Below are 17,609 nucleotides of genomic sequence, written 5' to 3' on the forward strand. Positions count from 1 at the left end.
ATCACTTTATGGGTATACTCGGTCGAAACGGCTGCTCCGCGAAGCATCCCGCCCCACGCCGTGGGCAGGGCAGCGGAAGCAACAACAACTCCAATAACCCAGCCCGGTGCTTCAGCACCCGTGCGTGCACCGCGAGGACGTGTTTCCATGCCTCAGACCCTGAGCGTCCTGCCCCCCGAACAGGGCGTGCGCCTGATCACCCTGCAGCGCCCCGAAGCGCTGAACGCCCTCAACACCCAGCTGCTCGGCGAACTCGCCGCCGAACTGGATGCCGCCGAAGCCTGCGCCGACACCCGCGCCGTGGTCATCACCGGCAGCCGCCGCGCCTTCGCCGCCGGCGCCGACATCAAGGAGATGGCCGAGCGCGACCTGGTCGGCATCCTCGAAGACCCGCGCCTGGCCCACTGGCAGCGCATCACCCGCTTCTCCAAGCCGCTGATCGCCGCGGTCAACGGCTTCGCCCTCGGCGGCGGCTGCGAACTGGCCATGCACGCCGACATCCTCATCGCCGGCGAGGATGCCCAGTTCGGCCAGCCGGAAATCAACCTGGCGATCATGCCCGGCGCCGGCGGCACTCAGCGCCTGCTGCGCGCGGTAGGCAAGTCGCTGGCCATGCAGATGGTCCTCACCGGCGAGCCGATCAGTGCCCGCCGCGCCCTCGACGCCGGCCTGGTCAGCGAGATCACCCAGCCGGAGCTGACCGTCGAGCGCGCCGTCGCCATCGCCCGCAAGATCGCCGAGAAGGCGCCGCTGGCCGTGCGCCTGGCCAAGGAAGCCCTGCTCAAGGCCGAGGACACCGACCTGGCCAGCGGCCTGCGCTTCGAGCGCCACGCCTTCACCCTGCTGGCCGGCACCGAGGACCGCAACGAAGGCATCCGCGCCTTCCAGGAAAAGCGCAAGCCGGCCTACAAGGGCCGCTGAGTCCGCCGGCTCCTCGAGAGCATTCCGGGGGCGCTCGCGCCCCTCTACTAATAAATAGAGAGCGCCTTCATGAGCTTCGAACACATCCTCTTCACCATCGAGCAGGGCGTCGCCACCCTGACCCTGAACCGCCCGGAGCAGCTCAACAGCTTCAACCCGGCGATGCACAAGGAAGTCCGCGAGGCCCTCAAGCAGGTGCGCCAGAACGCCGAAGTGCGCTGCCTGCTGATCACCGGCGCCGGCCGCGGCTTCTGCGCAGGGCAAGACCTGGGCGACCGCAACGTGGCACCGGGCGCCGCCGCCCCTGACCTCGGCGAGTCGATCGAGAAGAACTACAACCCACTGATCCGCGCCCTGCGCGACCTGCCGATGCCGGTGATCTGCGCGGTCAACGGCGTGGCCGCCGGCGCCGGCGCCAACATCGCCCTGGCCTGCGACATCACCCTCGCCGCCCGCTCCGCCAGCTTCATCCAGGCGTTCTGCAAGATCGGCCTGGTGCCGGATTCCGGCGGCACCTGGACCCTGCCGCGCGCGGTCGGCATGGCCCGCGCCAAGGCCCTCGCCCTGCTGGGCGACCGCCTGTCCGCCGAGCAGGCCGAGCAGTGGGGAATGATCTGGCGCTGCGTCGACGACGCCGCCCTGCAGGACGAGGCGCTCAAGCTGGCCCGCCAGCTGGCCACCCAGCCGACCTACGGCCTGGCGCTGATCAAGCGCGCGCTGAACGCCAGCGCCAGCAACAGCTTCGACGAGCAGCTGGATCTCGAGCGCGACCTGCAGCGCCTGGCCGGGCGCAGCGAAGACTACCGCGAGGGCGTCAGCGCCTTCATGGCCAAGCGCACTCCTGAATTCAAGGGCCGTTGAGATGACCGCACTGCATAAAGACGCCGCCATCGCGGTGATCGGCGCCGGCGCCATGGGTGCCGGCATCGCCCAGGTCGCCGCCCAGGCCGGCCATCCGGTCGCCCTGTTCGACACCCGCGAAGGCGCCGCCGCCCAGGCCATCGCCGGCATCGCCAAACAGCTCGGCAAGCGCGTCGACGCCGGCAAGCTGGACGCCGCCGAGCGCGACGCCACCCTCGCCCGCCTGACCCCGGCCGCGCGCCTCGAAGACCTCGAAGGCAGCGCCCTGGTGGTCGAGGCCATCGTCGAGAACCTCGAGGTCAAGCGCGGCCTGTTCGCCCAGCTGGAAGCGATCTGCGGCGACGACTGCATCCTCGCCAGCAACACCTCCTCGCTGTCGATCACCTCGCTGGCCGCCACCCTCAAGCGCCCCGAGCGCGTCGCCGGCCTGCACTTCTTCAACCCGGCGCCGGTGATGGCGCTGGTCGAAATCGTCGCCGGCCTGGCCAGCGACAAGGCCACCGTCGACTGCCTGTACGCCACCGCCAAGGCGTGGGGCAAGAAGCCGGTGCATACCAAGTCCACTCCGGGTTTCATCGTCAACCGCGTCGCTCGGCCGTTCTACGCCGAGAGCCTGCGCCTGCTGCAGGAAGGCGCCAGCGACTGCGCCAGCCTCGATGCGCTGCTGCGCGACGCCGGCGGCTTCCGCATGGGCGCCTTCGAGCTGACCGACCTGATCGGCCACGACGTCAACTACGCGGTGACCTGCTCGGTGTTCGACGCCTACTACGGCGACTTCCGCTTCCAGCCGTCCCTGATCCAGAAGGAACTGGTCGACGCCGGTCGCTTCGGTCGCAAGAGCGGCCGCGGCTTCTATGACTACGCCGAAGGCGCCGAGCGGCCCACCGCGCAGAGCCTGGCAGCTGCCGCCAAACCCGCCTGCGTGGTGGTGGAAGGCGACCTCGGCCCGGCTGCCGCGCTGGTCGAGCGCATCGAGGCTGCCGGCATCGAGATCGTGCGCCGCGACGGCGCCGGTCTGCTGCGCGTCGGCGAGGCGCTACTGGCGCTGAGCGACGGCCGCATGGCCGCCGAGCGCGCCCGCGACGAGGGTCTGCGCAACCTGGCGCTGTTCGACCTGGCGCTGGACTACGCGAAAGCGAGCCGCCTGGCCGTGGCCTTCGCCGCCGGCACTGACGCCGCCGCCCGCGAAGCCGTCACCGGCCTGCTGCAGGCCGCCGGCATCGCCGTGACCGAAGTGACCGACAGCCCGGCGCTGGTGGTGCTGCGCACCGTGGCGATGCTCGCCAACGAGGCCGCCGATGCCGTGCTGCAGGGCGTCGGTTCTGCCGCCGACATCGACCTGGCCATGTGCGCCGGGGTCAACTATCCCAAGGGTCCGCTGGCCTGGGCCGATGCCATCGGCGTCGGCACCGTGCTGGGCGCGCTCGACCACCTGCAACGCAGCTACGGCGAGGACCGCTATCGGCCGTCCCTGCTGCTGCGCCGCCTGCACTGCGCCGGAGAACGTTTCCATGGCTGAGCATCATCAAGATAACGACAACGGCCAGCTGCCGCCCCAGGAACTGGCCGAAGCCTGCGCCGAAGCCATGTACGAGCGCGACCTGGCGGTACGCCACCTCGGCATCAAGGTGCTGCGCATGGCGCCGGGCGAAGCCGACCTGCAGATGACCATCAGCGAGATCATGATCCAGGGCCACGCCAGCTGCCACGGCGGCTACCTGTTCACCCTCGCCGATTCGGCGTTCGCCTACGCCTGCAACAGCTACGACGACGCCACAGTGGCGCTCGGCGCCAGCATCGACTTCATCGCCCCCGGCCGCCTCGGCGACGTGCTCACTGCACGCGCCACCCAGGTCAGCCGCAGCGGCCGCACCGGCAACTACGACGTGCGCATCGAGAACCAGCACGGCCAGTTGATCGCCGTGTTCCACGGCAAGTCCTACAAGATCCGCGGCACCGTCCGCCAGCAGGAGAACCAGGCATGAGCGAAGCTCTGATCATCGACGCCATCCGTACCCCGATCGGCCGCTACGCCGGCGCGCTGGCCGCCGTACGCGCCGACGACCTCGGCGCCGTGCCGCTGCGCGCGCTGATGGCCCGCAACCCGCAGGTCGACTGGAGCGCGGTCGACGACATCGTCTACGGCTGCGCCAACCAGGCCGGCGAGGACAACCGCAACGTCGCGCGCATGTCCGCCCTGCTCGCCGGCCTGCCGCAGAACGTGCCCGGTACCACCGTCAACCGCCTGTGCGGCTCGGGCATGGACGCCATCGGCCTGGCCGCGCGCACCCTGCGCTGCGGCGAAGCCCAGCTGATGATCGCCGGCGGCGTGGAGTCCATGTCGCGCGCGCCCTTCGTGATGGGCAAGGCCGAGAGCGCCTTCTCCCGCTCGGCCGAGATGTTCGACACCACCATCGGCTGGCGCTTCGTCAACGCCATCATGAAGAAGGAATTCGGCGTCGACTCGATGCCGGAGACCGCCGAGAACGTCGCCGCGCAGTTCAACGTGTCGCGCGCCGACCAGGACGCCTTCGCCCTGCGCAGCCAGCAGAAGACCGGCGTGGCCATGGCCCGCGGGCGCTTCGCCCGCGAGATCGTTCCGGTGGAGATCGCCCAGCGCAAGGGCCCGGCCAAGGTGGTCGATCAGGACGAACACCCGCGTCCGGACACCACCCTGGAGCAGTTGGCCAAGCTCGGCACGCCGTTCCGCGAGGGCGGTAGCGTCACCGCCGGCAACGCCTCGGGCGTCAACGACGGCGCCTGCGCCCTGCTGCTGGCCAGCCCGGAAGCCGCCCAGCGCTTCGGCCTCAAGGCCCGCGGCCGCGTGGTGGCGATGGCCACCGCCGGCGTCGAGCCGCGCATCATGGGCATCGGCCCGGTACCGGCGACCCGCAAGGTGCTGGAACTGGCTAATCTGAGCCTGGCCGACATGGACGTGATCGAACTCAACGAAGCCTTCGCCGCCCAGGGCCTGGCCGTGCTGCGCGAGCTGGGCATCGCCGACGACGATGCGCGGGTCAACCCCAACGGCGGCGCCATCTCCCTCGGCCACCCGCTGGGCATGAGCGGTGCGCGCCTGGTCACCACCGCGCTCAACGAACTGGAAGAGCGCCAGGGCCGCTATGCGCTGTGCACCATGTGCATCGGCGTCGGCCAGGGCATCGCCATGGTCATCGAACGCCTGTAATCCCCACCGCTGCGCGCCCCGCCCCGTAGGCGCGCAACGCTGGTAAAAGACCTACAACAACAAGAACGGGCGGCCTCGCCAGTCGCCCGTGGCTCCACACAAGAACAAAGAGAGATGCCATGAACGCCATGCACAATGCCTCTGCGAACAGCGCCCTGCTCGACCCGATGGAAACCGCCAGCCTCGACCACCTGCGCCACCATCAGCTGGAGCGCCTGCGCTGGACCCTGCAGCACGCCTACGAGAACGTGCCGGTGTACCGCCAGAAGTTCGACGCCCTCGGTATCCATCCCAGCGACCTGAAGTCGCTGGCCGACCTCGCCAAGTTCCCCTTCACCGGCAAGTCGGATCTGCGCGACAACTACCCGTTCGGCATGTTCGCCGTGCCGATGGAGCAGGTCTCGCGCGTCCACGCCTCCAGCGGCACCACCGGCCAGCCCACCGTGGTCGGCTACACCGCCAACGACATCGACACCTGGGCCAACCTGGTGGCGCGCTCGATCCGCGCCGCCGGCGGCCGCCCCGGCGATCGCATCCACGTCGCCTACGGCTATGGCCTGTTCACCGGCGGCCTGGGCGCCCACTACGGCGCCGAGCGCCTGGGCTGCACGGTGATCCCGATGTCCGGCGGCCAGACCGAGAAGCAGGTCCAGCTGATCAAGGACTTCCAGCCCGACATCATCATGGTCACCCCCTCGTACATGCTGAACATCGCCGACGAGATGGAGCGCCAGGGCATCGACCCGCACAAGCTGCCGCTGCGCCTGGGCATCTTCGGCGCCGAGCCGTGGACCGGCCAGCTGCGCGGCGAGCTGGAAAGCCGCCTGGGCATCCAGGCCATGGACATCTACGGCCTGTCCGAGGTGATGGGCCCAGGCGTGGCCATGGAGTGCGCCGACAGCAAGGGCAGCCCGACCATCTGGGAAGACCACTTCTATCCGGAAATCATCGACCCGGTCACAGGCGAAGTACTGCCGGACGGCGAGATGGGCGAGCTGGTGTTCACCTCGCTGTCCAAGGAAGCGCTGCCGATGATCCGCTACCGCACCCGCGACCTGACCCGCCTGCTGCCGGGCAGCGCGCGCGCCATGCGTCGTATCGACAAGATCACCGGGCGCAGCGACGACATGCTGATCATCCGCGGGGTCAACGTGTTCCCTACGCAGATCGAGGAGCAGGTACTGAAAGTCAAACAGCTTTCCGCCCAGTACGAACTGCATGTGTATCGCAATGGCAACCTCGACGGCATGGACGTGCTGGTCGAACTCAAGCCCGAGTTCGAGCAACTGGACGACACCGAGCGCCAGGCGGTGAGCCGCGAACTGGCCCACCACATCAAGAGCAACGTCGGCATCAGCACGCGCATCAACATCTGCCCGTGCTTCAGCCTCAAGCGCTCGGAAGGCAAGGCCGCCCACGTGATCGACAAGCGCAAGAGCGCCTGATCCCGGCCGCCCGAAAGCCCCGCTCCGGCGGGGCTTTTTTATGCCCGAGAGAAAGCCCCGTAGGGGGGGTTAGCCGCAACGCGGCGTAACCCACCACCGATGCCGCCAGGCATCGCCATGGCCAGCCTGGCGGCCGGTTCGTGGGTTACGGCCTGCGGCCTAACCCACCCTGCGCCACTCCTGCTCCCCGATGCTCTGAAAACCTCCCCGCTCATCGCTAAAACGAACAAAGCGACACTAAAAACATTTGTTTGCTTTTGCTTTGTGTATCATATAAAAATACAGAACGCCCGGGCGCTGCCCTGCCTGCAACCATGGCTGGAGAAAACAAGAAAATGTACGCACAACTCGTCGAAACCGGAGTCAAGCGCGTCAAGAGCCTCGAGGAGATGACTCCCGAGGAGCGCGCCTTCCAGGAACGCATCGATGCCGAGATCAAGATCGAGCCGAAGAACTGGATGCCGGACGCCTACCGTCAGACCCTGATCCGCCAGATCTCCCAGCACGCCCACTCGGAAATCGTCGGCATGCTGCCGGAGGGCAACTGGGTCACCCGCGCGCCGACCCTCAAGCGCAAGCTGCAGCTGATGGCCAAGATCCAGGACGAGGCCGGCCACGGCATGTACCTGTACAGCGCCATGGAAACCCTCGGCGCCGACCGCGACGCGGAGATCGACAAGCTGCACAGCGGCAAGGCCAAGTACTCGAGCATCTTCAACTACCCGACCCTGAACTGGGCCGACATGGGCGCGGTGGGCTGGCTGGTCGATGGCGCCGCCATCGTCAACCAGGTGGTGCTGCAGCGCACCTCCTACGGCCCCTACTCGCGCGCGATGATCCGCATCTGCAAGGAAGAGAGCTTCCACCAGCGCCAGGGCTACGAAATCCTCCTGACCATGATGCGCCACGGCACCCAGGCGCAGAAGGACATGGTCCAGGACGCCATCGACCGCCTGTGGTGGCCGGCGCTGATGATGTTCGGCCCGAGCGACGCCGACTCGCCGAACAGCGCGCAGTCGATGGCCTGGAAGGTCAAGCGCATGAGCAACGACGACCTGCGCCAGCGCTTCATCGACCAGACCGTGCCGCAACTCGAATTCCTCGGCTGCACCGCGCCGGACCCGGACCTCAAGTGGAACGAGGAGCGCGGTCACTACGACTTCGGCCCGATCAACTGGCAGGAGTTCTACGACGTGCTCAAGGGCAACGGCCCGTGCAATCGCGAGCGCGTTTCCACCCGCCGCAAGGCCATCGAGGACGGCGCCTGGGTACGCGAAGCCGCCGTCGCCCATGCCGCCAAACGCCAACAAAAACAAAACGCCGCCTGATCGGCGCCTGACTCGGAGAACCCCGCCATGTCCGAATGGATCCTTTTCGAAGTGTTTGTCCGCAGCAAGCACGGTCTGAACCACAAGCATGTCGGCAGCGTGCACGCCGCCGATGCCAACATGGCTCTGGAAAGCGCCCGCGACCTGTACACCCGCCGCAACGAAGGCGTGAGCATCTGGGTCGTGCCGTCGGCACAGATCACCGCCACCGCCGGCGATGAGAAAGAGCCCTTCTTCGACCCGTCGCAGGACAAGGTCTATCGTCACGCCAGCTTCTACGAGCTGCCGGACGAAGTCGGCCACATGTGAGGAAGCGGGTCATGACTGACAACAAGAACGACCTGATCGAATACCTGCTGCGTCTCGGCGACAACGCCATGATCAACGGCCAGCGCCTGTGCGAGTGGTGCGGCCGCGCTCCGGCGCTGGAAGAGGAAATGGCGCTGATGAACGTCGGCCTCGACCTCGTCGGCCAGGCGCGCAACTGGTACGAGTACGCCGCCGAGCTGCTGGCCGACGGCCGCGACGCCGACCAGCTGGCTTTCCGCCGCGACGAGCGTGCCTACCGCAACACCCTGCTGGTCGAGCAGCCGAACGGCGACTACGCGGTGACCACCGCCAAGCTGTTCCTGTTCGACGCCTGGCACTTCCACACCCTGAGCGCGCTGAGCGCCTCCAGCGACGAGCGCATCGCCGCCATCGCCGCCAAGGGCCTCAAGGAAGTCACCTACCACCTGCGCCGCTCCGGCGAATGGGTCGAGCGTCTGGGTGACGGCACCGAGCAGAGCCGCCAGCGCATGCTCGCCGGCATCGACGAAGTGTGGCGCTTCACCTTTGACCTGCTGAGCAGCGACGAGATCCAGCAGCGCCTGGCCGCCGCCGGCATCGGCGCCGACGCCACTGCCGTGGCAGCCGCCTGGCAGGCGACCGTCGAGCAGGTGTTCGAGCGCGCCAGCCTGCCGGTGCCGCAGCCGGCCAGCTACTTCTACCTGGACGGCAAGCGCGGCCTGCACACCGAGCACCTGGGCATCCTGCTGGCCGAAATGCAGTTCCTGCAGCGGGCCTACCCCGATGCGACCTGGTAAGACGCCGAGTGGAGGCAACATGGCCAACACGTCCGAGATCGACGCCCTGTTCGGCGGCAGCCCCGTCGCCGCGCCGGGTTCCGAGGCGCAGCCTGGCCTGATCGCCTCCGACGGCGGCGCACGGGAGGCGGACGAGTCCGACCTGCCGCGCGCCTGGCAGGTGCTGGAACAGGTGATGGACCCGGAAGTGCCGGCGGTCAGCGTGGTCGACCTCGGCATCATCCGCGAGGTCTCCTGGGTCGATGGCCACCTGATGGTGGCCGTCACCCCGACCTACTCCGGCTGCCCGGCCACCGAATTGATCGAAAGCGAGATCGCCAAGGCGCTGGAACAGGCCGGTTTCCGCGCCCCGCGCCTGGAGCGCCGCCTGTCCCCGGCATGGACCACCGACTGGATCAGCGAGCAGGGCCGCGAGCGCCTGCGCGTCTACGGCATCGCCCCGCCGTCGGGCAGCAGCAGCAAGCGCAGCCTGCTCGGCGAGAAGGACGAGGTCTGCTGCCCGCAGTGCGGCAGCCACGACACCGAAGTGGTCAGCCAGTTCGGCTCCACCGCCTGCAAGGCCCTGTACCGTTGCCGCTCCTGCCTGGAGCCCTTCGACTATTTCAAGTGCATCTGAACGGCTCGCCCACCGCCGCGACGCGAGCCTGGAGAACAATAAGATGAGCAAGTTCCATACGCTGACCATTCGCGAAGTGCGTCCGGAAACCCGCGACACCGTGTCGGTGGCCTTCGCGGTGCCGGCCGAGCTGCAGGACAGCTTCCGCTACATCCAGGGCCAGCACCTGGTCATGCGCGCCACCCTCGACGGCGAGGAAGTGCGCCGCTCCTACTCGATCTGCAGCGGTGTCAGCGAAAACGACCTGCGCGTGGCGATCAAGCGCGTCGACGGCGGCCTGTTCTCCAACTTCGCCAACGACCAGCTCAAGGCCGGCGCGACTCTGGAAGTGATGCCGCCGGCCGGCCACTTCTCGGTCGAGCTGGACCCGGCGCGCGCCGGCAACTACCTGGCGGTGGCCGCCGGCAGCGGCATCACGCCGATCCTGTCGATCGTCAAGACCACCCTGGAAGCCGAGCCGCACAGCCGCTTCACTCTGATCTACGGTAACCGCTCCAGCGGCAGCACCATCTTCCGCGAGCAGCTCGAGGACCTGAAGAACCAGTATCTCGACCGCCTCAACCTGATCTTCGTGTTCAGCCGCGAGCAGCAGGACATCGACCTGTACAACGGCCGCATCGACGCCGCCAAGTGCGACGCGCTGTTCTCCCGCTGGCTGGACGTGCCGAACCTGACCGCCGCCTTCATCTGCGGCCCGCAGGAAATGACCGAGTGCGTGCGCGACAGCCTGCGCAGCCACGACCTCGACCCCGAGCGCATCCACTTCGAACTGTTCACCGCCTGCATTCCCGGCGTGGTTCAGGAGAAGCGCGCCGCCCGCGAGGCCGCCGCCAAGACCGCTGGCGCGGTCAGCCATGTCACCGTGGTCAGCGACGGCCGCACCCTGAGCTTCGACCTGCCGCGCAACACCCAGAGCGTGCTGGACGCCGGCAACGCCCAGGGTATGGACCTGCCCTACTCGTGCAAGGCCGGCGTGTGCTCGACCTGCAAGTGCAAGGTGGTCAAGGGCGAGGTGGAGATGGACGCCAACTTCGCCCTCGAGGACTACGAAGTGGCGGCCGGCTACGTGCTGTCCTGCCAGGCCTTCCCGGTCAGTGACGAGGTGGTGCTGGACTTCGACCAGCTCTGAGCCCCCGTCCTGATCGTCCCAACCCGCGGTGCGCCCTGCGCACCGCGGGCGAGAACAATTGCGGCCGGCCATGACCCGACCGCCACCTGCCTTGCTCAGGAGACACCCCTGATGACCACCCTGCAAAGTTTCATCGGCGGCAGCTGGATCGGCGCCGACGCCGGCCAGGCGCTGAAAAGCGCCATCGACGGCCACATCGTCACCCACACCCACGCCGACCGGCTGGACTTCGCCGAAGCCGTGACCTACGCCCGCAAGAGCGGCGTGCCGGCGCTGATGGCCATGGACTTCCAGGCCCGCGCCCAGTGCCTCAAGGCGCTGGCCAAGTACCTGATGGAGCGCAAGGAACAGCTCTACGCGATCTCCCACCACAGCGGCGCGACCCGCGTGGACAGCTGGATCGACATCGAGGGCGGCGCCGGCACCCTGTTCGCCTACGCCAGCATGGGCAGCCGCGAGCTGCCGTCCGGCAACCTGGTCCATGAAGGCCCGGCCATCCCGCTGAGCAAGAAGGGCGGCTTCGCCGGCACCCACATCCTGGTGCCGCGCGGCGGCCTGGCCGTGCACATCAACGCCTTCAACTTTCCGATCTGGGGCATGCTGGAGAAGTTCGCGCCGACCTTCCTCGCCGGCATGCCGTGCATCATCAAGCCGGCCACCGCCACCAGCTACGTCACCGAAGCCGCCGTGCGCATCCTCCACGAGTCCGGCCTGCTGCCGGCAGGCAGCCTGCAGCTGATCATCGGTAGCACCGGCGACCTGCTCGACCGCCTCGACGGCCAGGACGTGGTGACCTTCACCGGCTCGGCCGACACCGCCGCCAAGCTGCGCGTCACCCCCAACCTGATCCGCAACTCGGTGCCGTTCACCGCCGAGGCCGACTCGCTGAACTGCGCGATCCTCGCCCCCGACGTGACCCCGGACGACGAAGAGTTCGACCTGTTCGTCAAGGAAGTCGCCCGCGAGATGACGGTCAAGGCCGGCCAGAAGTGCACCGCGATCCGCCGCATCATCGTCCCGCAGAACCGCATCGACGCCGTCGCCGAGCGCCTGTCCGCGCGCCTGGCCAAGGTGGTGGTCGGCGACCCGAGCAAGGAAGGCGTGAAGATGGGCGCCCTGGCCTCGCACGCCCAGTTCGAGGACGTCGCCTCCCGCGTCGACGCCCTGCTGCAGAGCAGCGAACTGCTGTTCCGTGGCGAAGCACAGTTCGTCGGTGACAACGTCGCCGAAGGCGCGTTCTTCGCCCCGACCCTGTTGAAGAGCCGCGACCCGCATGCCGAGGGCGGCGCCCACGACATCGAGGCCTTCGGCCCGGTCAGCACCCTGATGGGCTATGCCGACATCGACGAGGCCGTGGCGCTGGCCGCCCGCGGCAAGGGCAGCCTGGTGTCCACCCTGGTCACCAAGGACCCTCTGGTCGCCGCCAAGGTGGTGCCGGCTGCCGCCGCGTGGCACGGCCGTGTGCACGTACTGGACCGCGAAGCCGCGGTGGAGTCCACCGGCCACGGTTCGCCGCTGCCGCAGCTCAAGCACGGCGGCCCGGGCCGCGCCGGCGGAGGCGAGGAGCTCGGCGGCCTGCGCGCGGTCAAGCACTACCTGCAGCGCACCGCGGTGCAGGGTTCGCCGACCATGCTCAGCGCCATCACCGGCGAGTACGTGCGCGGCGCCAAGGTCATCGAGACCGAGGTGCACCCGTTCCGTCGCCACTTCGAGGAGCTGCAGATCGGCGAGTCGCTGCTGACCCACCGCCGCACCGTCACCGAAGCCGACCTGGTCAACTTCGGCTGCCTGTCCGGCGACCACTTCTACATGCACTTCGACGAGATCGCCGCCAAGGAATCGCAGTTCGGCAAGCGCATCGCCCACGGCTACTTCGTGCTGTCGGCGGCCGCCGGCCTGTTCGTCTCCCCCGGCGTCGGCCCGGTGCTGGCCAACTACGGCCTCGACACCCTGCGCTTCGTCAGCCCGGTGGGCATCGGCGACACCATCCGCGCGCGCCTGACCTGCAAGCGCAAGATCGACCAGGGCAAGCAGTCCAGCCTCGGCACCCCGCAGGGTGTGGTGGCCTGGGACGTGGAAGTCACCAACCAGAACGACGAGCTGGTCGCCAGCTACGACATCCTGACCCTGGTGGCCAAGCGCGGCTGAGCCCTGCGCAAGACTTCGCCGCGCCCCACCGGCGCGGCGTCACCCCAGCCCGGTTTGCGGCGCGGCCCAAGCCCGTGACTCCGTCACAAGCGGAGATCGGGTTTCGGCCCGCCCCAAGCCCCTGCTGCTGCCGATGGGGCAGCTCATCAGTAGGACTCCTGATCCGATTGCCCCGGCCCCGTGCCGGCGCCTTTTTGTCCGCGCTTCAGCCTCCCAGCCAGTCCAGCACGAACGCCACACCGACCACCACGGCGATGCCGCTGGCCACCAGCGCCGCACCGGCGGCGATGTCCTTGGCGGCGCCGATCTCCGGATGGCGTTCGGGATGCAGGTGGTCGATCAGCGCCTCCAGCGCGCTGTTGACCAGCTCGGCGACCAGTACCAGGCCGACGGCCAGGGCCAGCAGCGCCCACCACAGCGGTGCCGGTCGGGTCGCCAGCAGCAGAACCAGCACCGTCGTCGCCGCCAGCAGGTGGGTGCGAAAGCTGCCCTCGCGCTGCACCGCCAGGCGCAGCCCGTGCAGGGCAAAGCCCACTCGCTTGATGAACGACTGACCCTTCATGCCTGTCCCTCCCGCTATCCCTCTGCTGCAGGGTAGTCGACCTGCTCGACTGCGCTCCGATGACAGCACAGCAACGACGAAAACAGAAAAGCCGGAGTCGCGGACTCCGGCTTTATCTGTCCATCGGCAGCGATCAGTTGAATAGGTCGTTCAGTACTTCGTTGACCAGTCCGGTGGAAATCGACACTTGCACCAGGTCGGTCCCCACCTGCACCCACTCGTGCCCTTCGTAGTACGGCAGGCGGCTGACCAGGCGGCTGTCCAGCTGCTGCTTGGCTATCCCCGGCGGCAGCGGCTTGCCACGCTGCAAGTTCTTGCGGATGCCCGGCGGCAGCGCCTTGCCCGGACTCCAGTAGCTGCGGTTGTCGCCGATGGTCACGCGGATGCGGTCGCTGTCGACATGGAAGTCGCCGTGACCGTCATGGTAGGACTGGCCGCCATTCGAAGGCTTGCCGCCCTGCTGGCCCTGACCATTCTTGCCCGCCTGCGGCGAGTTCATCTGTTGCGGGTGCTCGTCCTTGCCCTTGGGCTCGGCCAGCAGGGCCGGCGCCCCGGACAGCCAGACCATCCCGGTGAACAACACGACGGCAGTGCGCGACTTGAACATACGCGTGATCTCTCCATAAAAAGACATTCCCTGCTTTAACAGGCCACAAGGCAGGCTGCAATTCCAGCATATCGGCTTTAGCCTGCGCTACGCGAGGACAAGGGAGGCTTACTGGCAAGCCGGACGCTTCACCTACCCCTTGGCTCATGGTCTGGGCAGGCGGTAACTGGCCTCGGCCCAACGCTGTCATGTCCGCCGCATGCCCGCATGCTACTCTCCAGCCGTTATCCACTTTTCATGCGTATTGCATGCAGCCTCTATGAGCGTCAGCCAAAGCCTGTTTCTCCTCTTCCTGCTCATCCTGATCAGCGCCTTCTTCTCCCTCGCCGAAATCGCCCTGGCCGCCTCGCGCCCGGTGAAACTGCGGCAAATGGCCGATGAAGGGATCACCAACGCCCTGCGGGTCATGCAGGTCCAGGAAAAGCCCGGCCACTACTTCACCGTGGTGCAGATCGGCATGAATGCGCTGGCCATCCTAGGCGGCATCGTCGGCGAGGGCCTGTTCAGTCCGCTGTTCACCGCGCTGTTCGCGCTGCAGCTGGAAGCCGAGCAGGCAGCTACCCTGGGTTTCGTGGCGTCCTTCATCCTCACCACCTCGCTGTTCATCGTGATCACCGACCTGATTCCCAAGCAGGTCGCCATGGCGATTCCCGAACAGTTCGCCATCCGCGTCATCGGCCCGATGCGCATACTCGCCACGTTGCTGAAGCCGCTGGTGCTGCTCTACTCATGGATCGTCAGCGGTGTGATCACCCTGCTCAAGCTGCCCAAGCAGCGCGACGACAGCGTCACCCCCGAGGACATCATGGCCATGACCCAGGCCGGCGCCCAGTCCGGCACCCTGGCGGCCAGCGAGCACCAAGTCATCGAGAACATCTTCGAGCTGGAAACCCGCACCCTGCCCAGCGCCATGACCCACCGCGAAGGCATCGTCTACTTCCTGCGCGACGACCCCGATGCGCTGATCCGCTCGCGGATCGCCGACGAGCCCTACTCCGCGTACCCAGTCTGCGACGGCGACATCGACCATATCGTCGGCTACGTCACCATCAAGGACCTGTTCCAGCGGGTGCTCAACGACCAGCCGATTTCCCTCGACGACCCCACCCTGATCCGCAAGCCGCTGGTGGTGCCGGACCGACTGACCCTGGCCGAAGTGCTCAAGCAGTTCCGCCAGGCCGGCGAAACCTTCGCCCTGATCGTCAACGAATACAGCCTGGTGGTCGGCCTGATCAGCCTCAACGACGTGATGAGCATCGTCATGGGCGACATGGTCTCGCCCTGGTATGAGGAGCAGATCGTCCGCCGCGACGAGAACTCCTGGCTGATCGACGGCGTCACCCCGATCCAGGACGTGCGCCGCGCGCTGGACATCGACAGCGTGCCCCACGAGGACGAGTACGAAACCCTCGCCGGCTTCCTGATGACCATGCTGCGCCGCGTGCCCAAGCGCACCGACAGTGTGACCTGGGGCGGCTACACCTTCGAGGTGATGGATGTCGACAGCTACCGCATCGATCAGGTGATGGTCACCCGCACCATCCCGCAGGTTGGCGCGGAGGGTGCCGGCCCGGCACTCAAGGGCTGAGCGCGCCACACCTCGGCCTGCCAGCCCTACCAGACGCGCGATACCGGCCGGGTCGCCAGCAGCACAGCCATAAAGCGCCACTCAGTTGAATATGTGGTGCAGCACGTCGTTGATCAGCCGGGTCGACACCAAGATCAGCACCAGGTCGTTGCCCCGAACCCTCATCCACTCATGACCGTAGTAGCGCGGCAGCTGGCGCTCCAGACGGCCGCACAGCCAGCGTGGCTCGAGGTCGCGATCTTGATCGCGGCATTGACGATCCTGGTGCTCCTGAAGCTGTGGAGCCTCCACCGGCCACCCCGCGCCGGACTTGCCTTCGGACTGCACACGCATCTGCGACTGCCCAGGTCCGCCTAGGCCCAAGTGGACTGTCTGTAAGCTTGCCAGTGGCCTGACGCCCAAGGAGATCAGCGAGCAGCTGCAAGTCTCTGCGCCAGTGGTCTTCAAATGGCGCAAGCGCTATCAGGAAGCTGGCCTTGAGGGGCTGAGTGATCTGCGGTGCCGCGCAAGCTAGACGAGGCGAAGATCAAGGAAACCCTGACACTGACGACTCAGCGGGTGCCACGCGAAGCCACCCCACTGGAGCCTGCGGTTGATGGCCAAGTACGCTGGGGTCAGCATTTGGCAGGTCGCACAGGTGTGGGCGGCTGCCGACTTCAAGCCGCACTGGTTGAGAACCTTCAAGATCAGTAACGATCCGCACTTTGCAGACAAAGTGGTCGATGTCGTCGGGCTCTACCTGAATCCGCCCGACAACGCTCTGGTGCTGTCTGTTGACGAGAAAACGCAGATTCAGGCGCTGGATCGCACGTAACCCATGCTGCCGCTCAAGCCCGCGCAGGTTGAGCGGCGGACGCATGACTACAAGCGTCACGGGACGGCCAGCCTGTATGCCGCCGTTGACATCCTCACGGGCAAGGTCATTGGCCGTATCACCCAGCGGCACAGGGCCAAGGAGTTCCTGCCGCAGATCGCCCGTAACACTCCCGCCGAGCTGGTCCTGCACGTGATTCTGGACAACAGCTCGACTCACAAAACCGCGGCCGTTAGGGAGTGGCTGGAGAAGCATCCCCGTTTCAAGCTGCACTTCACGCCGACTAGTACCTCATGGCTGAACGCCGTGGAGGGCTGGTTTGCGCAGCTGGAAAGACGGGCGCTTTATCGTGATGGCTTCAGCAGCTTAGCTGACCTGAGAGCAGCTATCCGTCGCTTCATTGAGGCTCATAACGAACACTCGGCCAAGCCATTTCGCTGGAACAAAACGGCTGAGTCGATTATCAGCTCCGTGCATCGAACAAAGCTGGCTGTAATCCGGAATGAGTTGCTGGATTAAGCAAACAGGCCGCTAGGCAGGCTAGGCGAACAGGACCGAAGACCCGACGGCCAGAGCCCAGCCGGTGAACAACACAATGGCGGAACGATACTTGAACATGAGTAAGGCTCTCCATGACGGGAAGGGTCCCAGGCGGATTCGACCGCAAGGATGAGCCGGGGTCCGTGACCGGGGACGCTGGCTTAATCAGGACTCAGCATAGCCACCGGACTCCAGCAGGCTGGAGGTAGCAAGGGGACTATCCCCAAGGAGCTATACCAACAAGCGGCACCGGGTTCTCATGGCGAGCGTTCCTCAAGCCCGGGCTGTGCAGAGTAACATCCAGTCTCAGTGCAAAAGTTCGGACCTAAAGATGGACTTCCGTGATCGTCTGTATGTAATCCCGCAGATCGTCGACTTCGCCTAGACCAGACCAGACCAGACCAGACCAGATAGCATGCAGAGCGTACAGCTTTTTCCCGCGCCGAAAAGCCGAAACCCCGACCAGCATGTGCTGATCGGGGTTTCTGTATAGGTGCTTGACGATGACCTACTCTCACATGGAGAAGCTCCACACTACCATCGGCGATGCGTCGTTTCACTGCTGAGTTCGGGATGGGATCAGGTGGTTCCAACGCTCTATGGTCGTCAAGCAATTTGTTGGGGAATCGTTTTGAGTCGCTTCCCCTAATTGGGTATGTGATATCGGTGTATCTTCGGTAATTTCACGCGTTCTTGCAAGCTTTCGGCCTGTCACACGCAAACAACAAATTGTTTGGGTGTTATATGGTCAAGCCTCACGGGCAATTAGTACTGGTTA

Annotated in this window: 16 protein-coding genes, 1 rRNA gene and 1 pseudogene; 14 read left to right on the forward strand and 4 right to left on the reverse strand. The window is 66.6% G+C overall.

Annotated elements, in window-relative coordinates:
* The first annotated feature begins 147 nt into the window (after positions 1 to 147).
* The 12 genes from paaF (at position 148) to paaZ (ending at position 12,720) form a co-directional block, all read left to right on the forward strand.
* Positions 148 to 921 carry a 2,3-dehydroadipyl-CoA hydratase PaaF gene (paaF, locus tag BMZ19_RS07370; RefSeq protein ID WP_090309112.1) on the forward strand — a complete coding sequence of 258 codons (774 nt, stop codon included), beginning with the start codon at positions 148 to 150 and terminating at the stop codon, positions 919 to 921.
* A gap of 69 nt (positions 922 to 990) precedes the next feature.
* On the forward strand, positions 991 to 1,782 hold the full coding sequence (gene paaG / locus BMZ19_RS07375; protein ID WP_090309114.1) for a 2-(1,2-epoxy-1,2-dihydrophenyl)acetyl-CoA isomerase PaaG: 792 nt from the start codon (positions 991 to 993) through the stop codon (positions 1,780 to 1,782).
* Between the two features lies 1 nt (position 1,783).
* On the forward strand, positions 1,784 to 3,301 hold the full coding sequence (paaH, locus tag BMZ19_RS07380; protein WP_090309117.1) for a 3-hydroxyacyl-CoA dehydrogenase PaaH: 1,518 nt from the start codon (positions 1,784 to 1,786) through the stop codon (positions 3,299 to 3,301).
* Complete coding sequence (gene paaI / locus BMZ19_RS07385; RefSeq protein ID WP_090309119.1) at positions 3,294 to 3,767, forward strand: hydroxyphenylacetyl-CoA thioesterase PaaI; 474 nt, start codon at positions 3,294 to 3,296, stop codon at positions 3,765 to 3,767. The genes paaH and paaI overlap by 8 nt, the downstream gene beginning before the upstream one ends.
* On the forward strand, positions 3,764 to 4,969 hold the full coding sequence (gene pcaF, locus BMZ19_RS07390) for a 3-oxoadipyl-CoA thiolase (protein ID WP_090309122.1): 1,206 nt from the start codon (positions 3,764 to 3,766) through the stop codon (positions 4,967 to 4,969). The genes paaI and pcaF overlap by 4 nt, the downstream gene beginning before the upstream one ends.
* Before the next feature lie 119 nt (positions 4,970 to 5,088).
* Entirely contained in the window at positions 5,089 to 6,414 is a 1,326-nt protein-coding gene (gene paaK / locus BMZ19_RS07395) for a phenylacetate--CoA ligase PaaK (protein ID WP_090309124.1), read from the forward strand.
* A 335-nt stretch (positions 6,415 to 6,749) separates the two neighbouring features.
* Positions 6,750 to 7,742, forward strand: coding sequence for a 1,2-phenylacetyl-CoA epoxidase subunit PaaA (paaA, locus tag BMZ19_RS07400; RefSeq protein WP_090309126.1), 993 nt, complete (start codon positions 6,750 to 6,752; stop codon positions 7,740 to 7,742).
* Positions 7,743 to 7,769: 27 nt separating this feature from the next.
* A complete protein-coding gene (gene paaB / locus BMZ19_RS07405; RefSeq protein WP_090212460.1) occupies positions 7,770 to 8,051 on the forward strand; it encodes a 1,2-phenylacetyl-CoA epoxidase subunit PaaB in 282 nt (93 codons plus the stop codon).
* A gap of 11 nt (positions 8,052 to 8,062) precedes the next feature.
* Positions 8,063 to 8,827: a 1,2-phenylacetyl-CoA epoxidase subunit PaaC gene (gene paaC, locus BMZ19_RS07410; RefSeq protein WP_090309129.1), complete on the forward strand. Its 765-nt coding sequence runs from the start codon at positions 8,063 to 8,065 to the stop codon at positions 8,825 to 8,827.
* A 19-nt stretch (positions 8,828 to 8,846) separates the two neighbouring features.
* Positions 8,847 to 9,443, forward strand: coding sequence for a 1,2-phenylacetyl-CoA epoxidase subunit PaaD (gene paaD, locus BMZ19_RS07415; RefSeq protein ID WP_090309132.1), 597 nt, complete (start codon positions 8,847 to 8,849; stop codon positions 9,441 to 9,443).
* 43 nt (positions 9,444 to 9,486) lie between these two features.
* Complete coding sequence (gene paaE, locus BMZ19_RS07420; RefSeq protein WP_090309135.1) at positions 9,487 to 10,572, forward strand: 1,2-phenylacetyl-CoA epoxidase subunit PaaE; 1,086 nt, start codon at positions 9,487 to 9,489, stop codon at positions 10,570 to 10,572.
* 111 nt (positions 10,573 to 10,683) lie between these two features.
* Positions 10,684 to 12,720, forward strand: a complete 2,037-nt coding sequence (gene paaZ / locus BMZ19_RS07425) for a phenylacetic acid degradation bifunctional protein PaaZ (protein ID WP_090309138.1) — start codon at positions 10,684 to 10,686, stop codon at positions 12,718 to 12,720.
* Positions 12,721 to 12,925: 205 nt separating this feature from the next.
* On the opposite strand, the gene BMZ19_RS07430 is transcribed toward paaZ, so the two are convergent.
* Positions 12,926 to 13,282 carry a diacylglycerol kinase gene (locus BMZ19_RS07430; protein ID WP_090309141.1) on the reverse strand — a complete coding sequence of 119 codons (357 nt, stop codon included), beginning with the start codon at positions 13,280 to 13,282 and terminating at the stop codon, positions 12,926 to 12,928.
* Positions 13,283 to 13,415: 133 nt separating this feature from the next.
* Positions 13,416 to 13,889 (reverse strand): anti-virulence regulator CigR family protein, encoded by a 474-nt coding sequence (locus tag BMZ19_RS07435; RefSeq protein ID WP_090309144.1) that lies wholly within the window; start codon positions 13,887 to 13,889, stop codon positions 13,416 to 13,418.
* 259 nt (positions 13,890 to 14,148) lie between these two features.
* Here BMZ19_RS07435 and paeA point away from each other — a divergent pair, with 259 nt between their 5' ends.
* Positions 14,149 to 15,477 carry a polyamine export protein PaeA gene (gene paeA / locus BMZ19_RS07440; protein ID WP_090309148.1) on the forward strand — a complete coding sequence of 443 codons (1,329 nt, stop codon included), beginning with the start codon at positions 14,149 to 14,151 and terminating at the stop codon, positions 15,475 to 15,477.
* Between the two features lie 81 nt (positions 15,478 to 15,558).
* On the opposite strand, the gene BMZ19_RS07445 is transcribed toward paeA, so the two are convergent.
* The gene (locus BMZ19_RS07445; protein WP_139214642.1) at positions 15,559 to 15,810 is read right to left on the reverse strand and encodes a hypothetical protein; all 252 of its coding nucleotides are present in this window, start codon (positions 15,808 to 15,810) and stop codon (positions 15,559 to 15,561) included.
* Between the two features lie 46 nt (positions 15,811 to 15,856).
* On the opposite strand from BMZ19_RS07445, the pseudogene BMZ19_RS07450 reads away from it, so the two are divergent.
* A pseudogene (locus tag BMZ19_RS07450) lies at positions 15,857 to 16,810 on the forward strand (IS630 family transposase); the annotation flags it as partial.
* Positions 16,811 to 17,326: 516 nt separating this feature from the next.
* Here BMZ19_RS07450 and rrf read toward each other — a convergent pair.
* Positions 17,327 to 17,442: ribosomal RNA gene (gene rrf, locus BMZ19_RS07455) — 5S ribosomal RNA — on the reverse strand.
* Positions 17,443 to 17,609: the final 167 nt, after the last annotated feature.

The sequence above is a fragment of the Pseudomonas linyingensis genome (assembly GCF_900109175.1).
Lineage (GTDB): Bacteria > Pseudomonadota > Gammaproteobacteria > Pseudomonadales > Pseudomonadaceae > Geopseudomonas > Geopseudomonas linyingensis.

Bases quoted from the DNA above. Each gene is read 5' to 3' on its own strand.
- paeA (WP_090309148.1), top strand. From the start codon at position 14,149: ATGAGCGTCAGCCAAAGCCTGTTTCTCCTCTTCCTGCTCATCCTGATC.
- BMZ19_RS07445 (WP_139214642.1), bottom strand. From the start codon at position 15,810: ATGCGTGTGCAGTCCGAAGGCAAGTCCGGCGCGGGGTGGCCGGTGGAG.
- paaF (WP_090309112.1), top strand. From the start codon at position 148: ATGCCTCAGACCCTGAGCGTCCTGCCCCCCGAACAGGGCGTGCGCCTG.
- paaK (WP_090309124.1), top strand. From the start codon at position 5,089: ATGAACGCCATGCACAATGCCTCTGCGAACAGCGCCCTGCTCGACCCG.
- paaE (WP_090309135.1), top strand. From the start codon at position 9,487: ATGAGCAAGTTCCATACGCTGACCATTCGCGAAGTGCGTCCGGAAACC.
- BMZ19_RS07435 (WP_090309144.1), bottom strand. From the start codon at position 13,889: ATGTTCAAGTCGCGCACTGCCGTCGTGTTGTTCACCGGGATGGTCTGG.
- paaA (WP_090309126.1), top strand. From the start codon at position 6,750: ATGTACGCACAACTCGTCGAAACCGGAGTCAAGCGCGTCAAGAGCCTC.
- pcaF (WP_090309122.1), top strand. From the start codon at position 3,764: ATGAGCGAAGCTCTGATCATCGACGCCATCCGTACCCCGATCGGCCGC.
- paaZ (WP_090309138.1), top strand. From the start codon at position 10,684: ATGACCACCCTGCAAAGTTTCATCGGCGGCAGCTGGATCGGCGCCGAC.
- paaD (WP_090309132.1), top strand. From the start codon at position 8,847: ATGGCCAACACGTCCGAGATCGACGCCCTGTTCGGCGGCAGCCCCGTC.
- paaC (WP_090309129.1), top strand. From the start codon at position 8,063: ATGACTGACAACAAGAACGACCTGATCGAATACCTGCTGCGTCTCGGC.
- paaI (WP_090309119.1), top strand. From the start codon at position 3,294: ATGGCTGAGCATCATCAAGATAACGACAACGGCCAGCTGCCGCCCCAG.
- paaG (WP_090309114.1), top strand. From the start codon at position 991: ATGAGCTTCGAACACATCCTCTTCACCATCGAGCAGGGCGTCGCCACC.
- paaB (WP_090212460.1), top strand. From the start codon at position 7,770: ATGTCCGAATGGATCCTTTTCGAAGTGTTTGTCCGCAGCAAGCACGGT.
- BMZ19_RS07430 (WP_090309141.1), bottom strand. From the start codon at position 13,282: ATGAAGGGTCAGTCGTTCATCAAGCGAGTGGGCTTTGCCCTGCACGGG.
- paaH (WP_090309117.1), top strand. From the start codon at position 1,784: ATGACCGCACTGCATAAAGACGCCGCCATCGCGGTGATCGGCGCCGGC.